Origin of the sequence: Streptomyces gardneri (assembly GCF_006539185.1) — a bacterium.
Classification (GTDB): Bacteria; Actinomycetota; Actinomycetes; order Streptomycetales; family Streptomycetaceae; genus Streptomyces; species Streptomyces gardneri.
The window spans coordinates 13622-27829 of record NZ_BJMN01000056.1 but is presented as its reverse complement, the minus strand read 5'-3'; the positions used below and the strand labels follow the sequence as shown (position 1 = coordinate 27829).

Here is a 14208-nt window from a genome sequence, read left to right as displayed (position 1 = left end):
GCGATGCGGCCGACGATCCGGGACGGCGACGACAGAGGACAGGTGGCGATCGAGTTCCTCGGCATGGTGCCGCTGATCCTGCTGACGCTGGCGCTGCTGTGGCAGGTCGTTCTGGTGGGGTACACGTACACGCTGGCCGGAAACGCCGCCGACGAGGCGGCCCGAGCCGCGGCCGTCGGCGACGACTGCCACGAGGCCGCGATGCGGCACCTGGACGGGGCCTGGGCGAGCGGTTTGGAAGCGACATGCCCGCCGGGCGACGACGGCCTGGTGAAAGCGGTGGTCAGGATCCAGGTCCCCGTCCTCTTCCCGGGCGTGGGCGGCCTCTTCACCGTGGAGACCACGGCGGGCGCGGTCTCGGAGGAGAAGGAGTCCACGCCATGACGAGATTCCTGCGCGCGAGGACCCGCGACCGGGGCCAGGCCGCCATCGAGTACCTCGGCTTCCTCCCCATCCTGCTCATCGTCGGCCTCGCGGGCCTCCAGCTCGGCGTCGCCGCGTACGCCGCCCAGCAGGCGGGTACGGCCGCCCGCGCCGCGGCACGGGCAGCAACCACCGACGCGAACGCGGACAACCCCGTGGCGGCGGGCAATGCGGCCGGCCGGGCAGCCGCCGACTGGGTCACCTCCGTCGACGTCGCTGCCGACGGCGGCGAGGCCGTCGCCCGCGTCAGCGTCCGCATTCCCCAGGTCGTCCCCTTCTGGAGCTTCGACGACGTGACGAAGACCGCCACCATGCCGATGCCCGACGAGGAGGACCTGCCATGAGTCTGCGCTCCCGGATCAACGCCCCCGAGGACAAGGGCGCCGGAGCCGGCCGGGAGGACGGGCACCTCGTCGCCGCCTTCCGCGCCAAGCTCCTGGAGGAGATCGACCTCACCGAGATGTCCGCGCTCGCGGCCGCCGAACGGCGTGCCCGCCTGGAGCGCGTCCTCGGCCACATCATCAGCCGCGAGGGCCCGGTCCTCTCCACCGCCGAGCGGGGCCAGCTGATCCGTCGGGTCGTCGACGAGGCCCTCGGGCTCGGCGTCCTCGAACCGCTCCTCGAAGACGCCTCGATCACCGAGATCATGGTCAACGGACCCGACCAGATCTTCATCGAGCGCGCCGGCCGCGTCGAGCTGCTGCCGCTCCGCTTCGCCTCCCACGACCAGCTGATGCAGACCATCGAGCGGATCGTCTCGACCGTCAACCGCCGCGTCGACGAGTCGAACCCGATGGTCGACGCCCGCCTCCCCTCCGGCGAGCGCGTCAACGTCATCATCCCGCCGCTCTCGCTCACCGGGGCGACGCTCACCATCCGCCGCTTCCCCCGCGCGTACACGCTCCACGAGATGATCGGCCTCGGCTCGCTCGACGAGCAGATGCTGCTCCTGCTGTCCGGACTGGTTCAGGCCAAGTTCAACCTGATCGTCTCCGGCGCCACCGGCACGGGGAAGACCACCCTCCTCAACGCCCTCTCCGGTCTCGTCCCGGAGGGCGAGCGGATCATCACCATCGAGGACTCGGCCGAGCTCCAGCTCCAGCAGGCCCACGTCATCCGCCTCGAAGCCCGCCCGCCGAACATCGAGGGCCGGGGCGCCATCTCCATCCGCGACCTCGTCCGCAACTCCCTGCGCATGCGCCCCGACCGCATCATCGTGGGTGAGGTCCGCGGCGGCGAGACCCTCGACATGCTCCAGGCGATGTCCACCGGCCACGACGGCTCGCTCGCCACCGTCCACGCCAACTCGGCCGAGGACGCCCTGATGCGGCTCCAGACGCTCGCCTCGATGTCCGAGGTGAAGGTGCCCTTCGAGGCGCTCCGCGACCAGATCAACAGCGCGGTCGACGTCCTCGTCCAGCTGACCCGCCACCCGGACGGCACCCGCCGGATCACCGAGATAACCGTCCTCGCCTCCCACGGGCGCGAGCGCTTCCTCCTCGCCACGATCTGCCGCTTCCAGGCGCAGCCGGTCGCGGCCGACGGCCGGGTGTACGGACAGTTCACGTACCACCCGCTGCCCCGGAGGGTCGCGGAGCGGCTGTACATGGCCGGCCAGCCGATCCCGCAGGCCTTCGGGGTGGCCGTGACCGACGCCGGGCTCGCCACCCGCGAAGCGAAGTAGGAGCAGGAGCCCATGACCACCGATCCTGTGTGGCTGACACTCGGCGTGGCGCTGCTCTGCTGCGTCCTGGGCATCGTCGGCGTCCAGCTGTACGCGAGCGGGGCCCGGCGGCACGCGGCCCTCGTCGCCCGGCTCGACGAGACGGGCGAGCCCGAGACGACCGGCCGCCGCCGACGCCACTTCCGGGGCATCGACCGACGCGTCCGCCGGACGAACCTCGGCCGGAAGCTGGAACTGCGCATCGCGGCCACCGGGCTCGACATCACCCCCGGCGAGTTCACGGTCGCCCTCACGGCGACCGTGGCCGTCCTCTGGGCGGTGGGGCAGTCGGCGCTCTCCCCGTTCTTCGGCCCGATATGCGGTCTCCTCGGCGTCTGGGTCGCCCTCGGGTACCTCAGCTGGCAGCGACAGAAGCGCATCGAGAAGTTCATCAACCAACTCCCCGAACTCTCCCGCATCCTGGCCAACGCCACCCAGGCCGGACTGGCCCTGCGCATGGCGCTCAGCCTCGCCGCCGACGAGATGGAGTCCCCGGCCGGAGACGAACTGGAGAAGGTCGCCCAGCAGTTGGCCGTCGGCACGTCCCTCGACGACGCCCTCGGCGAGCTCGCCGAGCGCCTCCCCTCCCGCGAGCTCGTCGTCCTCGTCACCACCCTCGTCCTCGCCAACCGGGCGGGCGGCACCGTCGTCTCCTCCCTCCGGAACCTCACCGAGACCCTGGAGGAGCGCAAGGAGACCCGGCGCGAGGTCCGCACCCAGCTCTCCCAGGTGAGCATGACCGCGTACTCCGTCCCCGTCATCGGCGTCGGCTCGCTCCTCCTCATCGACAACATGCAGCCCGGAGCCCTCGACCGCATGACCGGCTCGACCGTCGGACAGTTCGCCGTGGTCGCGGCCTTCGCGCTGTACGTGGTGGGCTTCGTCGCCATCCGCCGCTTCTCGAAGATCGACGTATAGGACGGGCGCGCGCCATGGACCTCCTTCTCGCCCTGCTCGCCGGCCTCGCCGTCGCCGGCATCGCCTACGGCCTGCGCCTCTACCGCGCCGACGCCCGCCTCCCCGACGACCTCAAACTCGCCCTGGAGGTCGGCGCGACCCGTACCGGCGCGGTCGACTCGGCCGTCGACCGGCTCGGCATGCGCTGGTCGCCGGCCGTCCTGCGCCTCATGGGCCCCAAGCGGGTCAACGCCGTGCGCCGCCGCATCGACCTCGCGGGCAACCCCGGCGGACTCACCATCGACCGGTACGGGGCGCGGCGGGCCGTCTACGGCTTCCTCGGCGTCCTCGGCGGCCTGCTCATGCTGGGCAGGGGCTCGGTCCTCGTCGCGCTGCTCCTCTTCGCCTTCGGCGCGTTCTGGACGGAGGTCGGCATCTGGTCGGCCGTCCGCATCCGCAAGGACCAGATCGAGCGGACCCTCCCCGACTTCCTCGACGTCCTCGCCGTCGTCGTCAGCGCGGGCCTCGGCTTCCGGCAGGCCCTGGAGCGGGTCGCGGAGCAATACGCGGGCCCGTGGTCCGACGAACTCCGCATCACGCTCCGCCAGATGGACATGGGCGTCAGCCGCCGCCAGGCCTTCGACGAACTGCGCCGCCGCAACGACTCGGAACAGGTGGCGCAGTTCGTCACGGCGCTCCAGCAGGGCGAGGAGCTGGGCGCGCCGATCGTCGACACGCTCATCCAGATCGCCAACGACATGCGCCGTACGGACGCCCAGAACGCCCGCCGCAAGGCGGCCAAGGCGGTCCCGAAGGCCACGATGGTCATCACGACCCTGATGGTCCCGGCGACGATGATCCTCCTGGGCGCGGGCCTGTTCCTGGGCACGGGGACGGACTTCGGCTCGGTCACGGGCGAGTGAGCCACTGTCTCAATTCCATCGAAGGTTGACGATCCCGCTTCGCGCACACAACCGCATGTGACAGAGTGCGGACAGGGTGTGAGAGGGGTGGGTGTGATGGACCTGAACAACCGGCAGATCGCCGCGACTTGCTTCATCACCGACAAGACGGTCGAGAACACCGAACTCCACACCGCCACGCGCGCCGAGGCCCTAGCCTCCTGGCTGGGCACCAGGCCCACGCGATGACCGGGGCCCACAGACGGGCCCCAGGGCCCTGTGAGCCGACACGACCACCGGCGAACCGACGCGGAGGGGACCACGATGAACGACGCGATGCTGAAGGCCGTGACGAAGGCCAAGGTGCGACTGACGAGCCGACTGCTGTCCGGGGACCGGGGGCAGACGGCGGTGGAGTACCTGGGGATCATTGTGGTGGTGGTGGCGATCGTGGTGGCGATCACCGGCACGGACCTCGGCCAGTCGATCAAGAATGCGATCGCTCAGAAGATCACCGAACTCACCGGAGGCGGTGGCGAGTAGGGGCTCTGGGCGGGGGAGACGAGGGGCAGGCATTCCCCGTCTACATCGCCGTCGTGGCAGGCCTCTTGTTCCTGGCCTTCGCCTACTTTGCCGTGGGGCAGGCCGCTTTCACTCGGAACAGCGCCCAAACTGCCGCAGACGCCGCAGCTCTTGCAGCTGCGCAGGATGCTCGGGATCGGTTGCGTAAGGACTGGCTCGAAGTCATTCTCTCCCCGGACCAATGGGGCGGTTTCCTCCACGGTGTGGCCTTCATGGACCCTGCCGCGTGTCAACAGGCGGGGGAGTTCGCGGCCCGGAACCAGGCAACGCTCTCGGGGGGTGGCTGTGCGCCTCTCGCCTCATGGGGATTTCGTGTGACGGTACGTACGACGGGTGCGGAGTCGCGGCAGGCGACGGCGTCTGCCGAAGCAGTCATCGAACCGCGCTGCTCGTTCACGGAGCCGGAGCCCACTTCAGAGCCGACTCCCACGCCAACGGCACCCGGTGAAGGCGAGGAGGAAGAAACGATCCCGATCGATGGACTCGAGTGCGCCGGAGTGGACTGGGAGATCGATCCGGAGAACCCGACTCTGCCCGACGCTGTCGACCTCTTCACGGTCCGGCTGTCCGAATGACCTGTGCCGACGAGTAAAGGAAGCGCGCTTCATGAACGTTCGTTACGCACGCAGGGGGCTGGCCTCCCTCGCAGTTGCTTCGGTGGCTCTACTCGCGGGCGGCTGCGGAGCAGAGGACAAGCCGATCGCGAACAAGCCGGCCACGACCACAGTCGCTCCCCCTGGGACATCAGGCACGCAGGAGCAGCAGCCTGCGGAAGAGCCGACCGAGACACTGGCAGTTCTGAAGGGGCGGAAGGGCCTGGAACTCGCTATCAATTCGGTGGAACGGGACGCGGGCGGATTCGTCACCATCAAGGGTCGCCTTAAGAACACGTCCGAAACCGCCACCATCATCCCCGCGCAGATGAGCGGCGACGAGACCGAGGTGGTGAAGCACGGCAACTCGCTCGGCGGTGCCACCCTCGTCGACTCCGTAGGCAAGAAGCGCTACTACGTCCTGAGGGACACAGACGGGCGCCCGCTCACCACCTCCGCGCTCGACAGCCTCGGCCCCGGCAAGTCGACCCCCGTCTTCATGCAATTCCCCGCACCCCCCGCCTCCACCACCGAGGTCTCCTTCCAGCTCCCCACCTTCGAACCCGCCACCCTCAAACTCTCCTGAGGCGACGCCATGACGACGACGAACCGCCGCCTGGCCGCCCTGGCCCTCGTCTCCGTGGCCATCTGGCCGCTCACCGTGCCCACCGCGCACGCCGACGATCCGCCCGGCTCCGCCGGCATTGCCGCTCCGCCGCCCGCCATCGACGCGAACGCGTCCGGGCTCATGCTTCCCGACGGGGCCACCCTCGCGCCCGCCAAGGTGCTCGACATCAAGCAGATCGTCGAGGAGGAGGGCGGTGCGGAGCGCCGGCAGGACACCAACGTGGACGTGACCTTCGCCCTGCAGGCCGAGGTGCTGTTCCCGAAGAACAGCGCCAAGCTGAGCCCCGCCGCGACCTCCCGGATCGCCGCCATCGCCGCCGAGGTCAACAATCTCGGCTCCGGTCGCGTCCGGGTCTTCGGGTTCACCGACAACCTCGGGACGTACGAGCACGGGCTCAAGCTCTCGAAGCAGCGTGCCGTCGCCGTGCAGCAGGTCCTCGCCCGGAGTCTCGACCCCGGTACGACCTTCGACATCCGCGGCTACAGCGAGGACTACCCGATCGCGGACAACGCCACCGAGGAGGGCCGGAAGAAGAACCGGCGCGTCGAGGTGTCCTTCCCCCGGACGACGGCGCCCTAGGCCCTGTCCGCGAGCGAGGCCAGCGCCGCCCGGATCGTCGCCGTCATCCGGTCCGGGGCCGTGAAGACCTCCCTCGCCGTGAAGCGGAGCACCCGCCGTACCTCCGGGCAGGACTGGAGCGCGTTGAAGCGGGCGACGTCCCGTTCGTGGGCCCGGCGTGTGCCGTGGAAGGCGTAGCCCTCGACCTCCACCGCCAGGCCCGCCTCGCGGAAGAGGAAGTCCGGGCGCAGGGTCCGGCCGCCCTCGGACGCACGGAGCGGCGGCTGCGACTCAGGGTGCAGGCCCGCGTCCCGCATCCGGAGTCGCGCGACCGTCTCCGCAGGGGAGCCCGAGGCCGCCTCGGTCAGCGGCAGCCAGGCGCGGGCGCGCGGCCCGCCCGTGCGGGGCGCGGCGAGTTCGGCGGCCAGGTCCTCGTACCGGACGAGCGCCTCGCGCCGTACGCCTCCGACCACCCGCCGCGCCAGCGCCGAGTCCGCCGCGACGACCGCCTCCTCGCGGCTGCCGCAGCTCCGTATGAGGTCGCCGACCGTTCGCGCCGGGGTGGTCACCCGCAGCCCCCGCCGCACGGCGCAGTCCCCGTCCGCGAGGGAGGTCGTGGCGTGCACCCGTATCAGGGAGTCGCGTGCCGAACGGGACGACGCCGGTGCCGTGAAGTCGAGGGGCGGCCCCACGCCGACAGTGGCTCCCAGCAGCTCGATGCGGTGCAGCCGCGCCGCCGTCCCGTGGCTGCACACCAGCTCCGGACGGAGGAACTGGAGCGCCGTCGCCCGCACCCGCCAGTCGACCTCCTTGCCCGGGGCCGCCCACGCGCCCCGGCAGATCCCCTGCCATCCGTCCCGGCGCAGGCGGCCGGCCAGGCGGCCCCGGGGCCAGCCCGCCGCGAGCGCCCAGACCGTGAGGAGTACCCCGCCCCTCGCGAGGATCGCCAACTCGTACATACGCCCAACGATCCACGGAAGAGGGACAGTTCGCACCCCCTGTGGAAAACCCGGTGAAACTCGTCGTCAGGAAAGCGCAAAAGTGACGGGACGCCCTCGTCGGCGAGGAGCATTCTGGAGCGGAGTACCCGACACCACAGGGTCCGTTCCGAAGTGGGCTGCCGATGACGTCGACGACGCCGAGTGTCCAACTGGTCAGTGATCTCGTCACCCGGATTCCCGAGTTCCGGGGCGTGTACGAGACCCATGTCTTCACCCAGGGCGATGTCCTGCCGCACGTCTTCTTCTGGGACGTCGTCCAGGGCACCGTCCGTTCCTTCCTCGGGGAGGACCCGACCGCCGCCGACTGGCGCCGCACCCTCGACTTCCTGGAGGAGCAGTGCTGCCGCGGTGTTCTCGGCATCGACGAGGTCATCGTGACCTCGTTCCTCGGTGACCTGCCCTCCCCGCAGGAGCCCGGTCACGCCATCGTCCATCAGCTCGGTCCTGCCCTGTCCGCGAAGTTCGTCCGGATAAGGCCCCTTGGGTGAGGGGGCGGCGGCTCCGTAGGGATTATCGGGATAATCGGCGGCATGCCCGCGCCCGACCGTCCCCTCAGCCTCCGCCGTCCCCTCAGCCCCACCCTCACCGCCGTCGGCGGCTACGTCCTCACCCGCGTCATCGGACTCGCCGTCCTCGCCATCGCCGCCGCCGCGACCGGCAAGGACGGGCTGCACCGGCTCAAGGGGCGCTGGGACTCCGTCTGGTACGTCCGCGTCGCCGAGCACGGATACGGGTACGAGGTCACCCTGCCGAACGGCGACGTCCACTCCGACCTGGCCTTCTTCCCCCTCCTCCCCGCCCTGGAGCGGGGCCTGTCCGCCGTCCTCCCCGTCGACGCCGCGACCGCCGGTCTTGTCGTGTCCTGGTCGGCCGGGCTCGCCGCCGCCGTCGGCATCTACAAGTGCGGCGCCCACTTCGCGGGGGAGCGCGCCGGCGTGCTGCTCGCCGTCCTCTGGGGCGTGTACCCGACCGCGTTCGTCCAGTCGATGGCGTACACCGAGACGCTGTTCACGGCCTTCGCCGCCTGGTCGCTGTACGCCGTCCTGCGCGGGCGGTGGATCCTGGCCGGCGCCCTGTGCACCGCCGCGGGTCTCACCCGGCCGACCGCCGTCGCGCTGATCGCCGCCCTCGGGATCACGGCCCTCGTCACCCTCGTACGGGATCGGAGGCTGCCCCTCCGGACGGTCGCCGGAGTGCTGATCGCGCCGCTGGGCTGGTTCGCGTACATCGCCTACGTCGGGATCCGCGAGAAGAGCCTCACCGCCTACTTCGACGTCCAGGCCGCCTGGGGCAACTCCATCGACGGCGGTGTCGCCCTCGCCCGCTTCATCGCCGGCCTGCCCTGGCCCGCCGCCCTCGGGCTGTGCGCGGCGCTCGGGCTGCTCGGCTGGCTCGTCGCCCTCTGCGTACGGCAGAAGCAGCCGCTCCCGCTGCTCGTCTACACGATCGGCGTCGTCCTCGTCTCGCTCGTCGGCGCCGCGTACTTCGGGTCCCGGCCGCGTCTGATGATGCCCGCGTTCGGGCTGCTGCTCCCGCCCGCCGTCGCCCTCGCGCGCCTGCGCACGCGTGCCGCCGTGCCCGTCCTCGCCGGACTCGCGCTCGCCTCCGCCGCCTACGGGGCCTTCACCCTGCTCGGTTCGGGCCCGCCGTGACGATCACCCGGGCACCCGGCCGCAGACCCCACCCCGTCATCGCGCCCGCCTCCGCCTCCAGGACGTGCCGGCCGCGCGGCCTGACCATGCCGAGGCGCCCCGGCCGCATCGTCACCACCGACAGCACCCGGAGCGAGCGGTCCAGATAGGCCACGTCGATCGCGAACCGCATGCCGAAGGTGTGCACGCTGTTCGTCCGCGTGATCAGCAGCGCCCCCGCGATCCCGTCCCGGCCCAGCAGCCCCCGCCGCCGCGCCCGGTACGAGGCCGCCACCTCCAGCGGAAGCTCCAGAGCCGCCACCGCCAGGGTCCCCGGCCCGTCCTCCCATTTCCCCATGCGCCAGACCGTAGCGGCATCGCCGCCTAGGGTCAGCTCCGTGTACGTCGTCACGCTGATCGTCGCCGCCGCCCTGTGGGGGGCCGCCGTCGGGCTGCTCGTCCCGCGCGCCGCGTACCGGCTGGCCGTGCCCGCCGAGGAGCCGTGGCGGGACCGCTGCCCCGCCGGGCACCCGCTCGCGGGACCCGCGCGCGGCTGGCTCGGCGGGCCCGGGCGGCAGGACTGCGCGACCACCCCGACCCCGCTCGCCGCGCCGCTCCTCACCGCCCTCGCCTGCGCCGCGCTCGCCGCCGCCACCGGCGGGCCCCGGCCCGAGCTGGCGGTCTGGCTGCTCGGCGCGCCCTTCGCCGTCCTCCTCGCCTGCGTCGACGCCCGCGTCCACCGGCTCCCCGACGGGCTCACCCTGCCGCTCGCCGCCGCCGTCCCGCTGCTCCTCGGCGCCGCCGAGCTCCTGCCGTACGACGCGGGCTCCTGGCTCCACGCACTCCTCGGCGCGCTCGCCCTCGGCGGGTCCTATCTCGTGCTGTACGTGGTCAACCCGGCCGGCCTCGGCTTCGGCGACGTCAAACTCGCGCTCCCGCTGGGCGCCGCCCTCGGCTGGTACGGCTGGGGCGTCCTCTTCGCCGGGGCCTTCGCGGGCTTCCTCCTCGGCGCCGTCTACGGCCTCGGGCTCGTCCTGCTGCGCCGCGCGGACCGCTCCTCGGCGATTCCCTTCGGCCCGTTCATGCTGGTGGGCGCCCTGCTCGGGCTGCTCCTCGGGGCGTTCAGCGCGCTCCCGTGACAGGCCTTCCCGTCAACGCCGCGCCTCTGCCGGCCGGTCCCTCTTCGGAGGGACGGAACCCCGCCGCCACGCCGGGGCGCAAACCCGCCACACGGCCTCACAGCCCTTGTGCGGACTGGGATCCACCGCATCCCGTGCGATGAGTTCCGCGCACGTGGCGCGCAGCACGACTATCGAAGGGTTATGGTGGAAACCCCCCCTCGGGCCGGTCCGTATCCCCCCCCACGGACCGGCCCGTTTTTCTTTTCCCGGGGTCACAGGAGAGGCGTCAGCCCCGGCCGGCCCAGATGTTCGTTCCGGCGGTGTCGACCGCGAACGAGTCGATCTCCTTCAGCTCCTCGGCCGTCAGCGGCGCACCCGCGAGCGCGGCCACGTTCTCCTCCAGCTGGGCGACGCTGGACGCGCCGATCAGCGCCGAGGTCATCCGCTCGTCGCGCAGCACCCACGCCAGCGCGAGCTGCGCCAGCGACTGACCGCGCCGCTCCGCGATGCCCGCGAGGCCGCGCAGACGCCGCAGCACCTCGTCGGAGAGCAGGTTCGGGTCGAGGGACTTGCCCTGGGTGGCCCGCGAGCCCTCCGGGATGCCCTTCAGGTACTTGTTGGTGAGCAGCCCCTGCGCCAGCGGCACGAAGGAGATGCAGCCCATGCCGGCGTCCTCCAGCGTGTCGAGGAGGCCGTCCTCCTCGGTCCAGCGGTTGATCATCGAGTACGAGGGCTGGTGGATGAGCGGCCGGACACCCATCTCCTGGAGGATCCGGGCGGCCTCGGCGGTCTGCTCGCTGTTGTACGAGGAGACGCCGACGTACAGCGCCTTGCCCTGCTGGACGGCGGAGGCCAGGGCCCCCATCGTCTCCTCCAGCGGGGTGTGCGGGTCGAAGCGGTGCGAGTAGAAGATGTCGACGTAGTCGAGGCCCATCCGGTTCAGGGAGGCGTCGAGCGAGGACAGCAGGTACTTGCGGGAGCCCCACTCGCCGTACGGGCCGGGGTGCATCTCGTAGCCGGCCTTGGTCGAGATGATCAGCTCGTCGCGGTAGGGCGCGAAGTCCTGGGCGAAGAGCTTGCCGAAGTTCAGCTCGGCGGAGCCGGGCGGCGGCCCGTAGTTGTTCGCCAGGTCGAAGTGGGTCACGCCGAGGTCGAACGCGCGGCGCAGGATCGCGCGCTGGGTGTCGAGCGCCTTGTCGTCGCCGAAGTTGTGCCAGAGGCCGAGGGACACAGCCGGGAGCTTCAGACCGCTGCGGCCCGTGCGGCGGTACTCCATGGTGTCGTAGCGGTCCGCGGAGGCGCGGTACAGGGGGGAATCAGTCACGTATCTCTGCTTATCACGGACTTGTGACAGTCCCGGGCTGGGAGCCTGTCGCCCGTGCGCAGTAGTGTGGCGGCTTGCGGACCGCCGCTGCCGGGCGGACCCGCCGCTGCATGGAGAGGTAAAGAACAGTGAACCTGCGCGACCTGGTGTACGGGCTCTACGCACGCCGGGTGGAAGGCCGCCTCGACCATGCCCAGGTGCCCAAGCACATCGGGGTCATCCTCGACGGGAACCGGCGCTGGGCCAAGGCGTCCGGCGGGACCCCCGAGCAGGGGCACAAGGCGGGCGCGGACAAGATCCAGGAGCTGCTCGGCTGGTGCGCCGAGACGGACGTCGAGGTCGTCACGCTCTGGATGCTGTCCACGGACAACCTGAACCGGCCCGAGGAGCAGCTGATCCCGCTGCTCGGCATCATCGAGAACGCCGTGCGTGCGCTCGCCGCCGACGGCCGCTGGCGGGTCAACCACGTCGGCACGATGGACCTGCTGCCCGCCCGTACCCAGTCGGTGCTGAAGGAGGCCGAGCAGGCCACCCACACCAACACCGGAATACTGGTGAACGTGGCGGTGGGCTACGGCGGCCGCCAGGAGATCGCGGACGCGGTCCGCTCGCTGCTCCTGGAGCACGCGGAGCGGGGGACGAGCTTCGAGGAGCTCGCCGAGATCGTCGACGTGGAGCACATCTCGGAGCACCTCTACACGCGCGGTCAGCCCGACCCGGACCTGGTGATCCGTACGAGTGGCGAGCAGCGGCTGTCCGGATTCATGCTGTGGCAGAGCGCCCATTCCGAGTACTACTTCTGTGAAGTGCACTGGCCGGCCTTCCGCAAGGTCGACTTCCTGCGGGCCCTGCGCGACTACGCGGCCCGGCACCGGCGTTACGGCACCTGACAGACCCGGTCGGAACCGATCACCTCGTGTTCACGAACACGTCGTCATATGCCATGGCATGGCAGAGGTGGTTCGAGGGCATATCCCTGGTGAAGTGAGCGGCACGGAGACCGCCACCCGGGAGGCCCCTTGCACCAGGACGACCGTGCGGGACACGTACGGGAGAAGCGGAGGGCCGTGGTTCGGCCCGCGCATCGAGGCCTGAGCCCGGTCCCATTCCGCAGCGACACCGGTTCCGTCGCGCCCCGACCTCTATGGGGTCTTCAGAGGGGGTCTGTCCTTCCGTGGTGACCAGCACGAAGCGCCGCCTTAACGACCGGCGCACCTATGTTCTCGACACCAGCGTCCTGCTGGCCGACCCCAACGCCGTGTCCCGGTTCGACGAGCACGAAGTGGTGCTCCCGATCGTCGTGGTCACCGAGTTGGAGGCCAAGCGGCATCACCCCGAGCTCGGCTACTTCGCCCGGCAGGCCCTGCGCCTGCTGGACGACTTCCGGGTCAGGTTCGGACGCCTCGACGCCCCTCTCCCCGTCGGGGAGCTGGGCGGCACCCTGCGTGTCGAACTCAACCATTCCGACCCCGGCATCCTGCCCGCCGGCTACAGGTTGGGGGACAACGACTCACGGATCCTCGCGGTCGCGCGCAACCTCCAGGCGGAGGGGTACGACGTCACGGTCGTCTCCAAGGACCTGCCGCTGCGCATCAAGGCCTCCTCGGTCGGTCTTCTCGCCGAGGAGTACCGCGCCGAGCTCGCCATCACGGACGCCAACGGCTGGACCGGGATGACCGAGCTCGCCCTCTCCGGCGAGCAGGTGGACCTGCTCTTCGAGCAGAGCACGCTGTACGTCCCGGAGGCCGCCGAGCTCCCGGTCCACACGGGCCTGGTGCTCCAGTCCGAGCGCGGCAAGGCACTCGGCCGGGTCACCGCCGAGGGGAACGTGAAGCTGGTCCGCGGCGACCGGGAGGCCTTCGGGCTCCACGGCCGCAGCGCCGAGCAGCGGATCGCGCTCGATCTGCTCCTCGACCCGGACGTCGGCATCATCTCGATGGGCGGCCGGGCCGGTACGGGCAAGTCCGCGCTCGCGCTCTGCGCGGGCCTGGAGGCGGTCCTGGAGCGCCGGCAGCACCAGAAGGTGATGGTCTTCCGTCCGCTGTACGCGGTCGGCGGCCAGGAGCTCGGCTACCTGCCGGGCAGCGAGGCGGAGAAGATGAGCCCCTGGGCTCAGGCGGTCTTCGACACGCTGTCCTCGGTCGCGAGCCGCGAGGTCATCGAGGAGGTGCTGGGGCGCGGGATGCTGGAGGTCCTGCCGCTCACCCACATCCGGGGCCGCTCCCTCCACGACGCCTTCGTCATCGTGGACGAGGCCCAGTCCCTGGAGCGGAACGTCCTGTTGACCGTTCTGTCCCGGATCGGGGCGAATTCGCGGGTCGTGCTGACCCATGACGTCGCCCAGCGCGACAACCTCCGGGTCGGCCGGTACGACGGAGTCGTCGCCGTGGTCGAGAAACTGAAGGGGCATCCGCTCTTCGCCCACGTCACCCTCACCCGCTCCGAGCGCTCCCAGATCGCCGCGCTCGTCACCGAGATGCTGGAGGACGGTCAGATCTGACCCGTTTCGTACGCCTCTGTACGCGTACGGCAGTTGGCGCCGCCCGGCAAAGCACAGGAGCTTAGCCGGGCGGCGCACTTCTGTCCGCTGTATCTCCGAAAACACCTGCGTCCACCGAGGTGTGAGCTTTCACACGCAACGCAGAATTGCCTTGCGGTGTCGCCGTCCGGCAAAGTCTTGCTTCCGTCAGGCCCCGCATACGGCACACGTGCACCCTCAGTGGCGCACACCCCATGAACAACTCAACAGCCGTCAGCCGTATGCCGCCCACAGCACCACGGGCCCGTGTCTTCAGTGACCCAGTACGTCGGAGACCAGCGCCAGG

General features: G+C 70.9%; 18 protein-coding genes. 15 read left to right on the top strand and 3 right to left on the bottom strand.

Features of this window, described 5'->3' with window-relative positions:
* Positions 1-3: 3 nt before the first annotated feature.
* From SGA01_RS34650 to SGA01_RS34610, 10 genes are all read left to right on the top strand, one after another.
* Positions 4-384 carry a TadE/TadG family type IV pilus assembly protein gene (locus tag SGA01_RS34650; RefSeq protein ID WP_141301766.1) on the top strand — a complete coding sequence of 127 codons (381 nt, stop codon included), beginning with the start codon at positions 4-6 and terminating at the stop codon, positions 382-384.
* The gene (locus tag SGA01_RS34645; RefSeq protein ID WP_141301764.1) at positions 381-767 is read left to right on the top strand and encodes a TadE/TadG family type IV pilus assembly protein; all 387 of its coding nucleotides are present in this window, start codon (positions 381-383) and stop codon (positions 765-767) included. The genes SGA01_RS34650 and SGA01_RS34645 overlap by 4 nt, the downstream gene beginning before the upstream one ends.
* Positions 764-2107, top strand: a complete 1344-nt coding sequence (locus tag SGA01_RS34640; protein ID WP_141301762.1) for a TadA family conjugal transfer-associated ATPase — start codon at positions 764-766, stop codon at positions 2105-2107. Before SGA01_RS34645 ends, SGA01_RS34640 begins: the two co-directional genes overlap by 4 nt.
* Positions 2108-2119: 12 nt before the next feature.
* Entirely contained in the window at positions 2120-3064 is a 945-nt protein-coding gene (locus SGA01_RS34635; protein ID WP_141301760.1) for a type II secretion system F family protein, read from the top strand.
* Between the two features lie 14 nt (positions 3065-3078).
* Entirely contained in the window at positions 3079-3966 is an 888-nt protein-coding gene (locus tag SGA01_RS34630; RefSeq protein WP_055641565.1) for a DUF5936 domain-containing protein, read from the top strand.
* Between the two features lie 96 nt (positions 3967-4062).
* A complete protein-coding gene (locus SGA01_RS34625) occupies positions 4063-4194 on the top strand; it encodes a hypothetical protein (RefSeq protein WP_371866268.1) in 132 nt (43 codons plus the stop codon).
* Positions 4195-4281: 87 nt separating this feature from the next.
* Positions 4282-4488: a Flp family type IVb pilin gene (locus tag SGA01_RS42385; protein WP_229917655.1), complete on the top strand. Its 207-nt coding sequence runs from the start codon at positions 4282-4284 to the stop codon at positions 4486-4488.
* 5 nt (positions 4489-4493) lie between these two features.
* Positions 4494-5102 carry a pilus assembly protein TadG-related protein gene (locus SGA01_RS34620; protein ID WP_255325326.1) on the top strand — a complete coding sequence of 203 codons (609 nt, stop codon included), beginning with the start codon at positions 4494-4496 and terminating at the stop codon, positions 5100-5102.
* A gap of 31 nt (positions 5103-5133) precedes the next feature.
* Entirely contained in the window at positions 5134-5706 is a 573-nt protein-coding gene (locus SGA01_RS34615; RefSeq protein WP_141301755.1) for a hypothetical protein, read from the top strand.
* A gap of 9 nt (positions 5707-5715) precedes the next feature.
* On the top strand, positions 5716-6327 hold the full coding sequence (locus SGA01_RS34610) for an OmpA family protein (protein WP_141301753.1): 612 nt from the start codon (positions 5716-5718) through the stop codon (positions 6325-6327).
* Here SGA01_RS34610 and SGA01_RS34605 read toward each other — a convergent pair.
* Positions 6324-7265 carry an endonuclease domain-containing protein gene (locus SGA01_RS34605; protein ID WP_141301751.1) on the bottom strand — a complete coding sequence of 314 codons (942 nt, stop codon included), beginning with the start codon at positions 7263-7265 and terminating at the stop codon, positions 6324-6326. The genes SGA01_RS34610 and SGA01_RS34605 overlap by 4 nt on opposite strands.
* Positions 7266-7429: 164 nt before the next feature.
* Here SGA01_RS34605 and SGA01_RS34600 point away from each other — a divergent pair, with 164 nt between their 5' ends.
* Together SGA01_RS34600 and SGA01_RS34595 are read left to right on the top strand one after the other, a co-directional pair.
* Entirely contained in the window at positions 7430-7795 is a 366-nt protein-coding gene (locus SGA01_RS34600) for a hypothetical protein (protein ID WP_141301749.1), read from the top strand.
* Positions 7796-7837: 42 nt separating this feature from the next.
* On the top strand, positions 7838-8959 hold the full coding sequence (locus SGA01_RS34595; protein ID WP_141301747.1) for a putative hexosyltransferase: 1122 nt from the start codon (positions 7838-7840) through the stop codon (positions 8957-8959).
* Here SGA01_RS34595 and SGA01_RS34590 read toward each other — a convergent pair.
* Positions 8931-9296 carry a DUF192 domain-containing protein gene (locus SGA01_RS34590; RefSeq protein ID WP_141301745.1) on the bottom strand — a complete coding sequence of 122 codons (366 nt, stop codon included), beginning with the start codon at positions 9294-9296 and terminating at the stop codon, positions 8931-8933. The genes SGA01_RS34595 and SGA01_RS34590 overlap by 29 nt on opposite strands.
* On the opposite strand from SGA01_RS34590, the gene SGA01_RS34585 reads away from it, so the two are divergent.
* Positions 9295-10077, top strand: a complete 783-nt coding sequence (locus SGA01_RS34585; protein ID WP_141301743.1) for a prepilin peptidase — start codon at positions 9295-9297, stop codon at positions 10075-10077. The genes SGA01_RS34590 and SGA01_RS34585 overlap by 2 nt on opposite strands.
* A 268-nt stretch (positions 10078-10345) precedes the next feature.
* Here the strand turns inward: SGA01_RS34585 and mgrA are convergent, their stop codons facing one another.
* The gene (mgrA, locus tag SGA01_RS34580; RefSeq protein ID WP_141301741.1) at positions 10346-11383 is read right to left on the bottom strand and encodes an L-glyceraldehyde 3-phosphate reductase; all 1038 of its coding nucleotides are present in this window, start codon (positions 11381-11383) and stop codon (positions 10346-10348) included.
* 128 nt (positions 11384-11511) lie between these two features.
* Here mgrA and SGA01_RS34575 point away from each other — a divergent pair, with 128 nt between their 5' ends.
* Together SGA01_RS34575 and phoH2 are read left to right on the top strand one after the other, a co-directional pair.
* On the top strand, positions 11512-12273 hold the full coding sequence (locus tag SGA01_RS34575; protein ID WP_055641554.1) for an isoprenyl transferase: 762 nt from the start codon (positions 11512-11514) through the stop codon (positions 12271-12273).
* 284 nt (positions 12274-12557) lie between these two features.
* Positions 12558-13883: an RNA 5'-3' helicase PhoH2 gene (gene phoH2, locus SGA01_RS34570; RefSeq protein ID WP_055641553.1), complete on the top strand. Its 1326-nt coding sequence runs from the start codon at positions 12558-12560 to the stop codon at positions 13881-13883.
* Positions 13884-14208 lie beyond the last annotated feature (325 nt).

Coding starts and splice junctions, on each gene's coding strand:
- SGA01_RS34650 (WP_141301766.1), top strand. CDS start 4: ATGCGGCCGACGATCCGGGACGGCGACGACAGAGGACAGGTGGCGATC.
- SGA01_RS34645 (WP_141301764.1), top strand. CDS start 381: ATGACGAGATTCCTGCGCGCGAGGACCCGCGACCGGGGCCAGGCCGCC.
- SGA01_RS34640 (WP_141301762.1), top strand. CDS start 764: ATGAGTCTGCGCTCCCGGATCAACGCCCCCGAGGACAAGGGCGCCGGA.
- SGA01_RS34635 (WP_141301760.1), top strand. CDS start 2,120: ATGACCACCGATCCTGTGTGGCTGACACTCGGCGTGGCGCTGCTCTGC.
- SGA01_RS34630 (WP_055641565.1), top strand. CDS start 3,079: ATGGACCTCCTTCTCGCCCTGCTCGCCGGCCTCGCCGTCGCCGGCATC.
- SGA01_RS34625 (WP_371866268.1), top strand. CDS start 4,063: ATGGACCTGAACAACCGGCAGATCGCCGCGACTTGCTTCATCACCGAC.
- SGA01_RS42385 (WP_229917655.1), top strand. CDS start 4,282: ATGCTGAAGGCCGTGACGAAGGCCAAGGTGCGACTGACGAGCCGACTG.
- SGA01_RS34615 (WP_141301755.1), top strand. CDS start 5,134: ATGAACGTTCGTTACGCACGCAGGGGGCTGGCCTCCCTCGCAGTTGCT.
- SGA01_RS34610 (WP_141301753.1), top strand. CDS start 5,716: ATGACGACGACGAACCGCCGCCTGGCCGCCCTGGCCCTCGTCTCCGTG.
- SGA01_RS34605 (WP_141301751.1), bottom strand. CDS start 7,265: ATGTACGAGTTGGCGATCCTCGCGAGGGGCGGGGTACTCCTCACGGTC.
- SGA01_RS34600 (WP_141301749.1), top strand. CDS start 7,430: ATGACGTCGACGACGCCGAGTGTCCAACTGGTCAGTGATCTCGTCACC.
- SGA01_RS34595 (WP_141301747.1), top strand. CDS start 7,838: ATGCCCGCGCCCGACCGTCCCCTCAGCCTCCGCCGTCCCCTCAGCCCC.
- SGA01_RS34585 (WP_141301743.1), top strand. CDS start 9,295: ATGCGCCAGACCGTAGCGGCATCGCCGCCTAGGGTCAGCTCCGTGTAC.
- SGA01_RS34590 (WP_141301745.1), bottom strand. CDS start 9,296: ATGGGGAAATGGGAGGACGGGCCGGGGACCCTGGCGGTGGCGGCTCTG.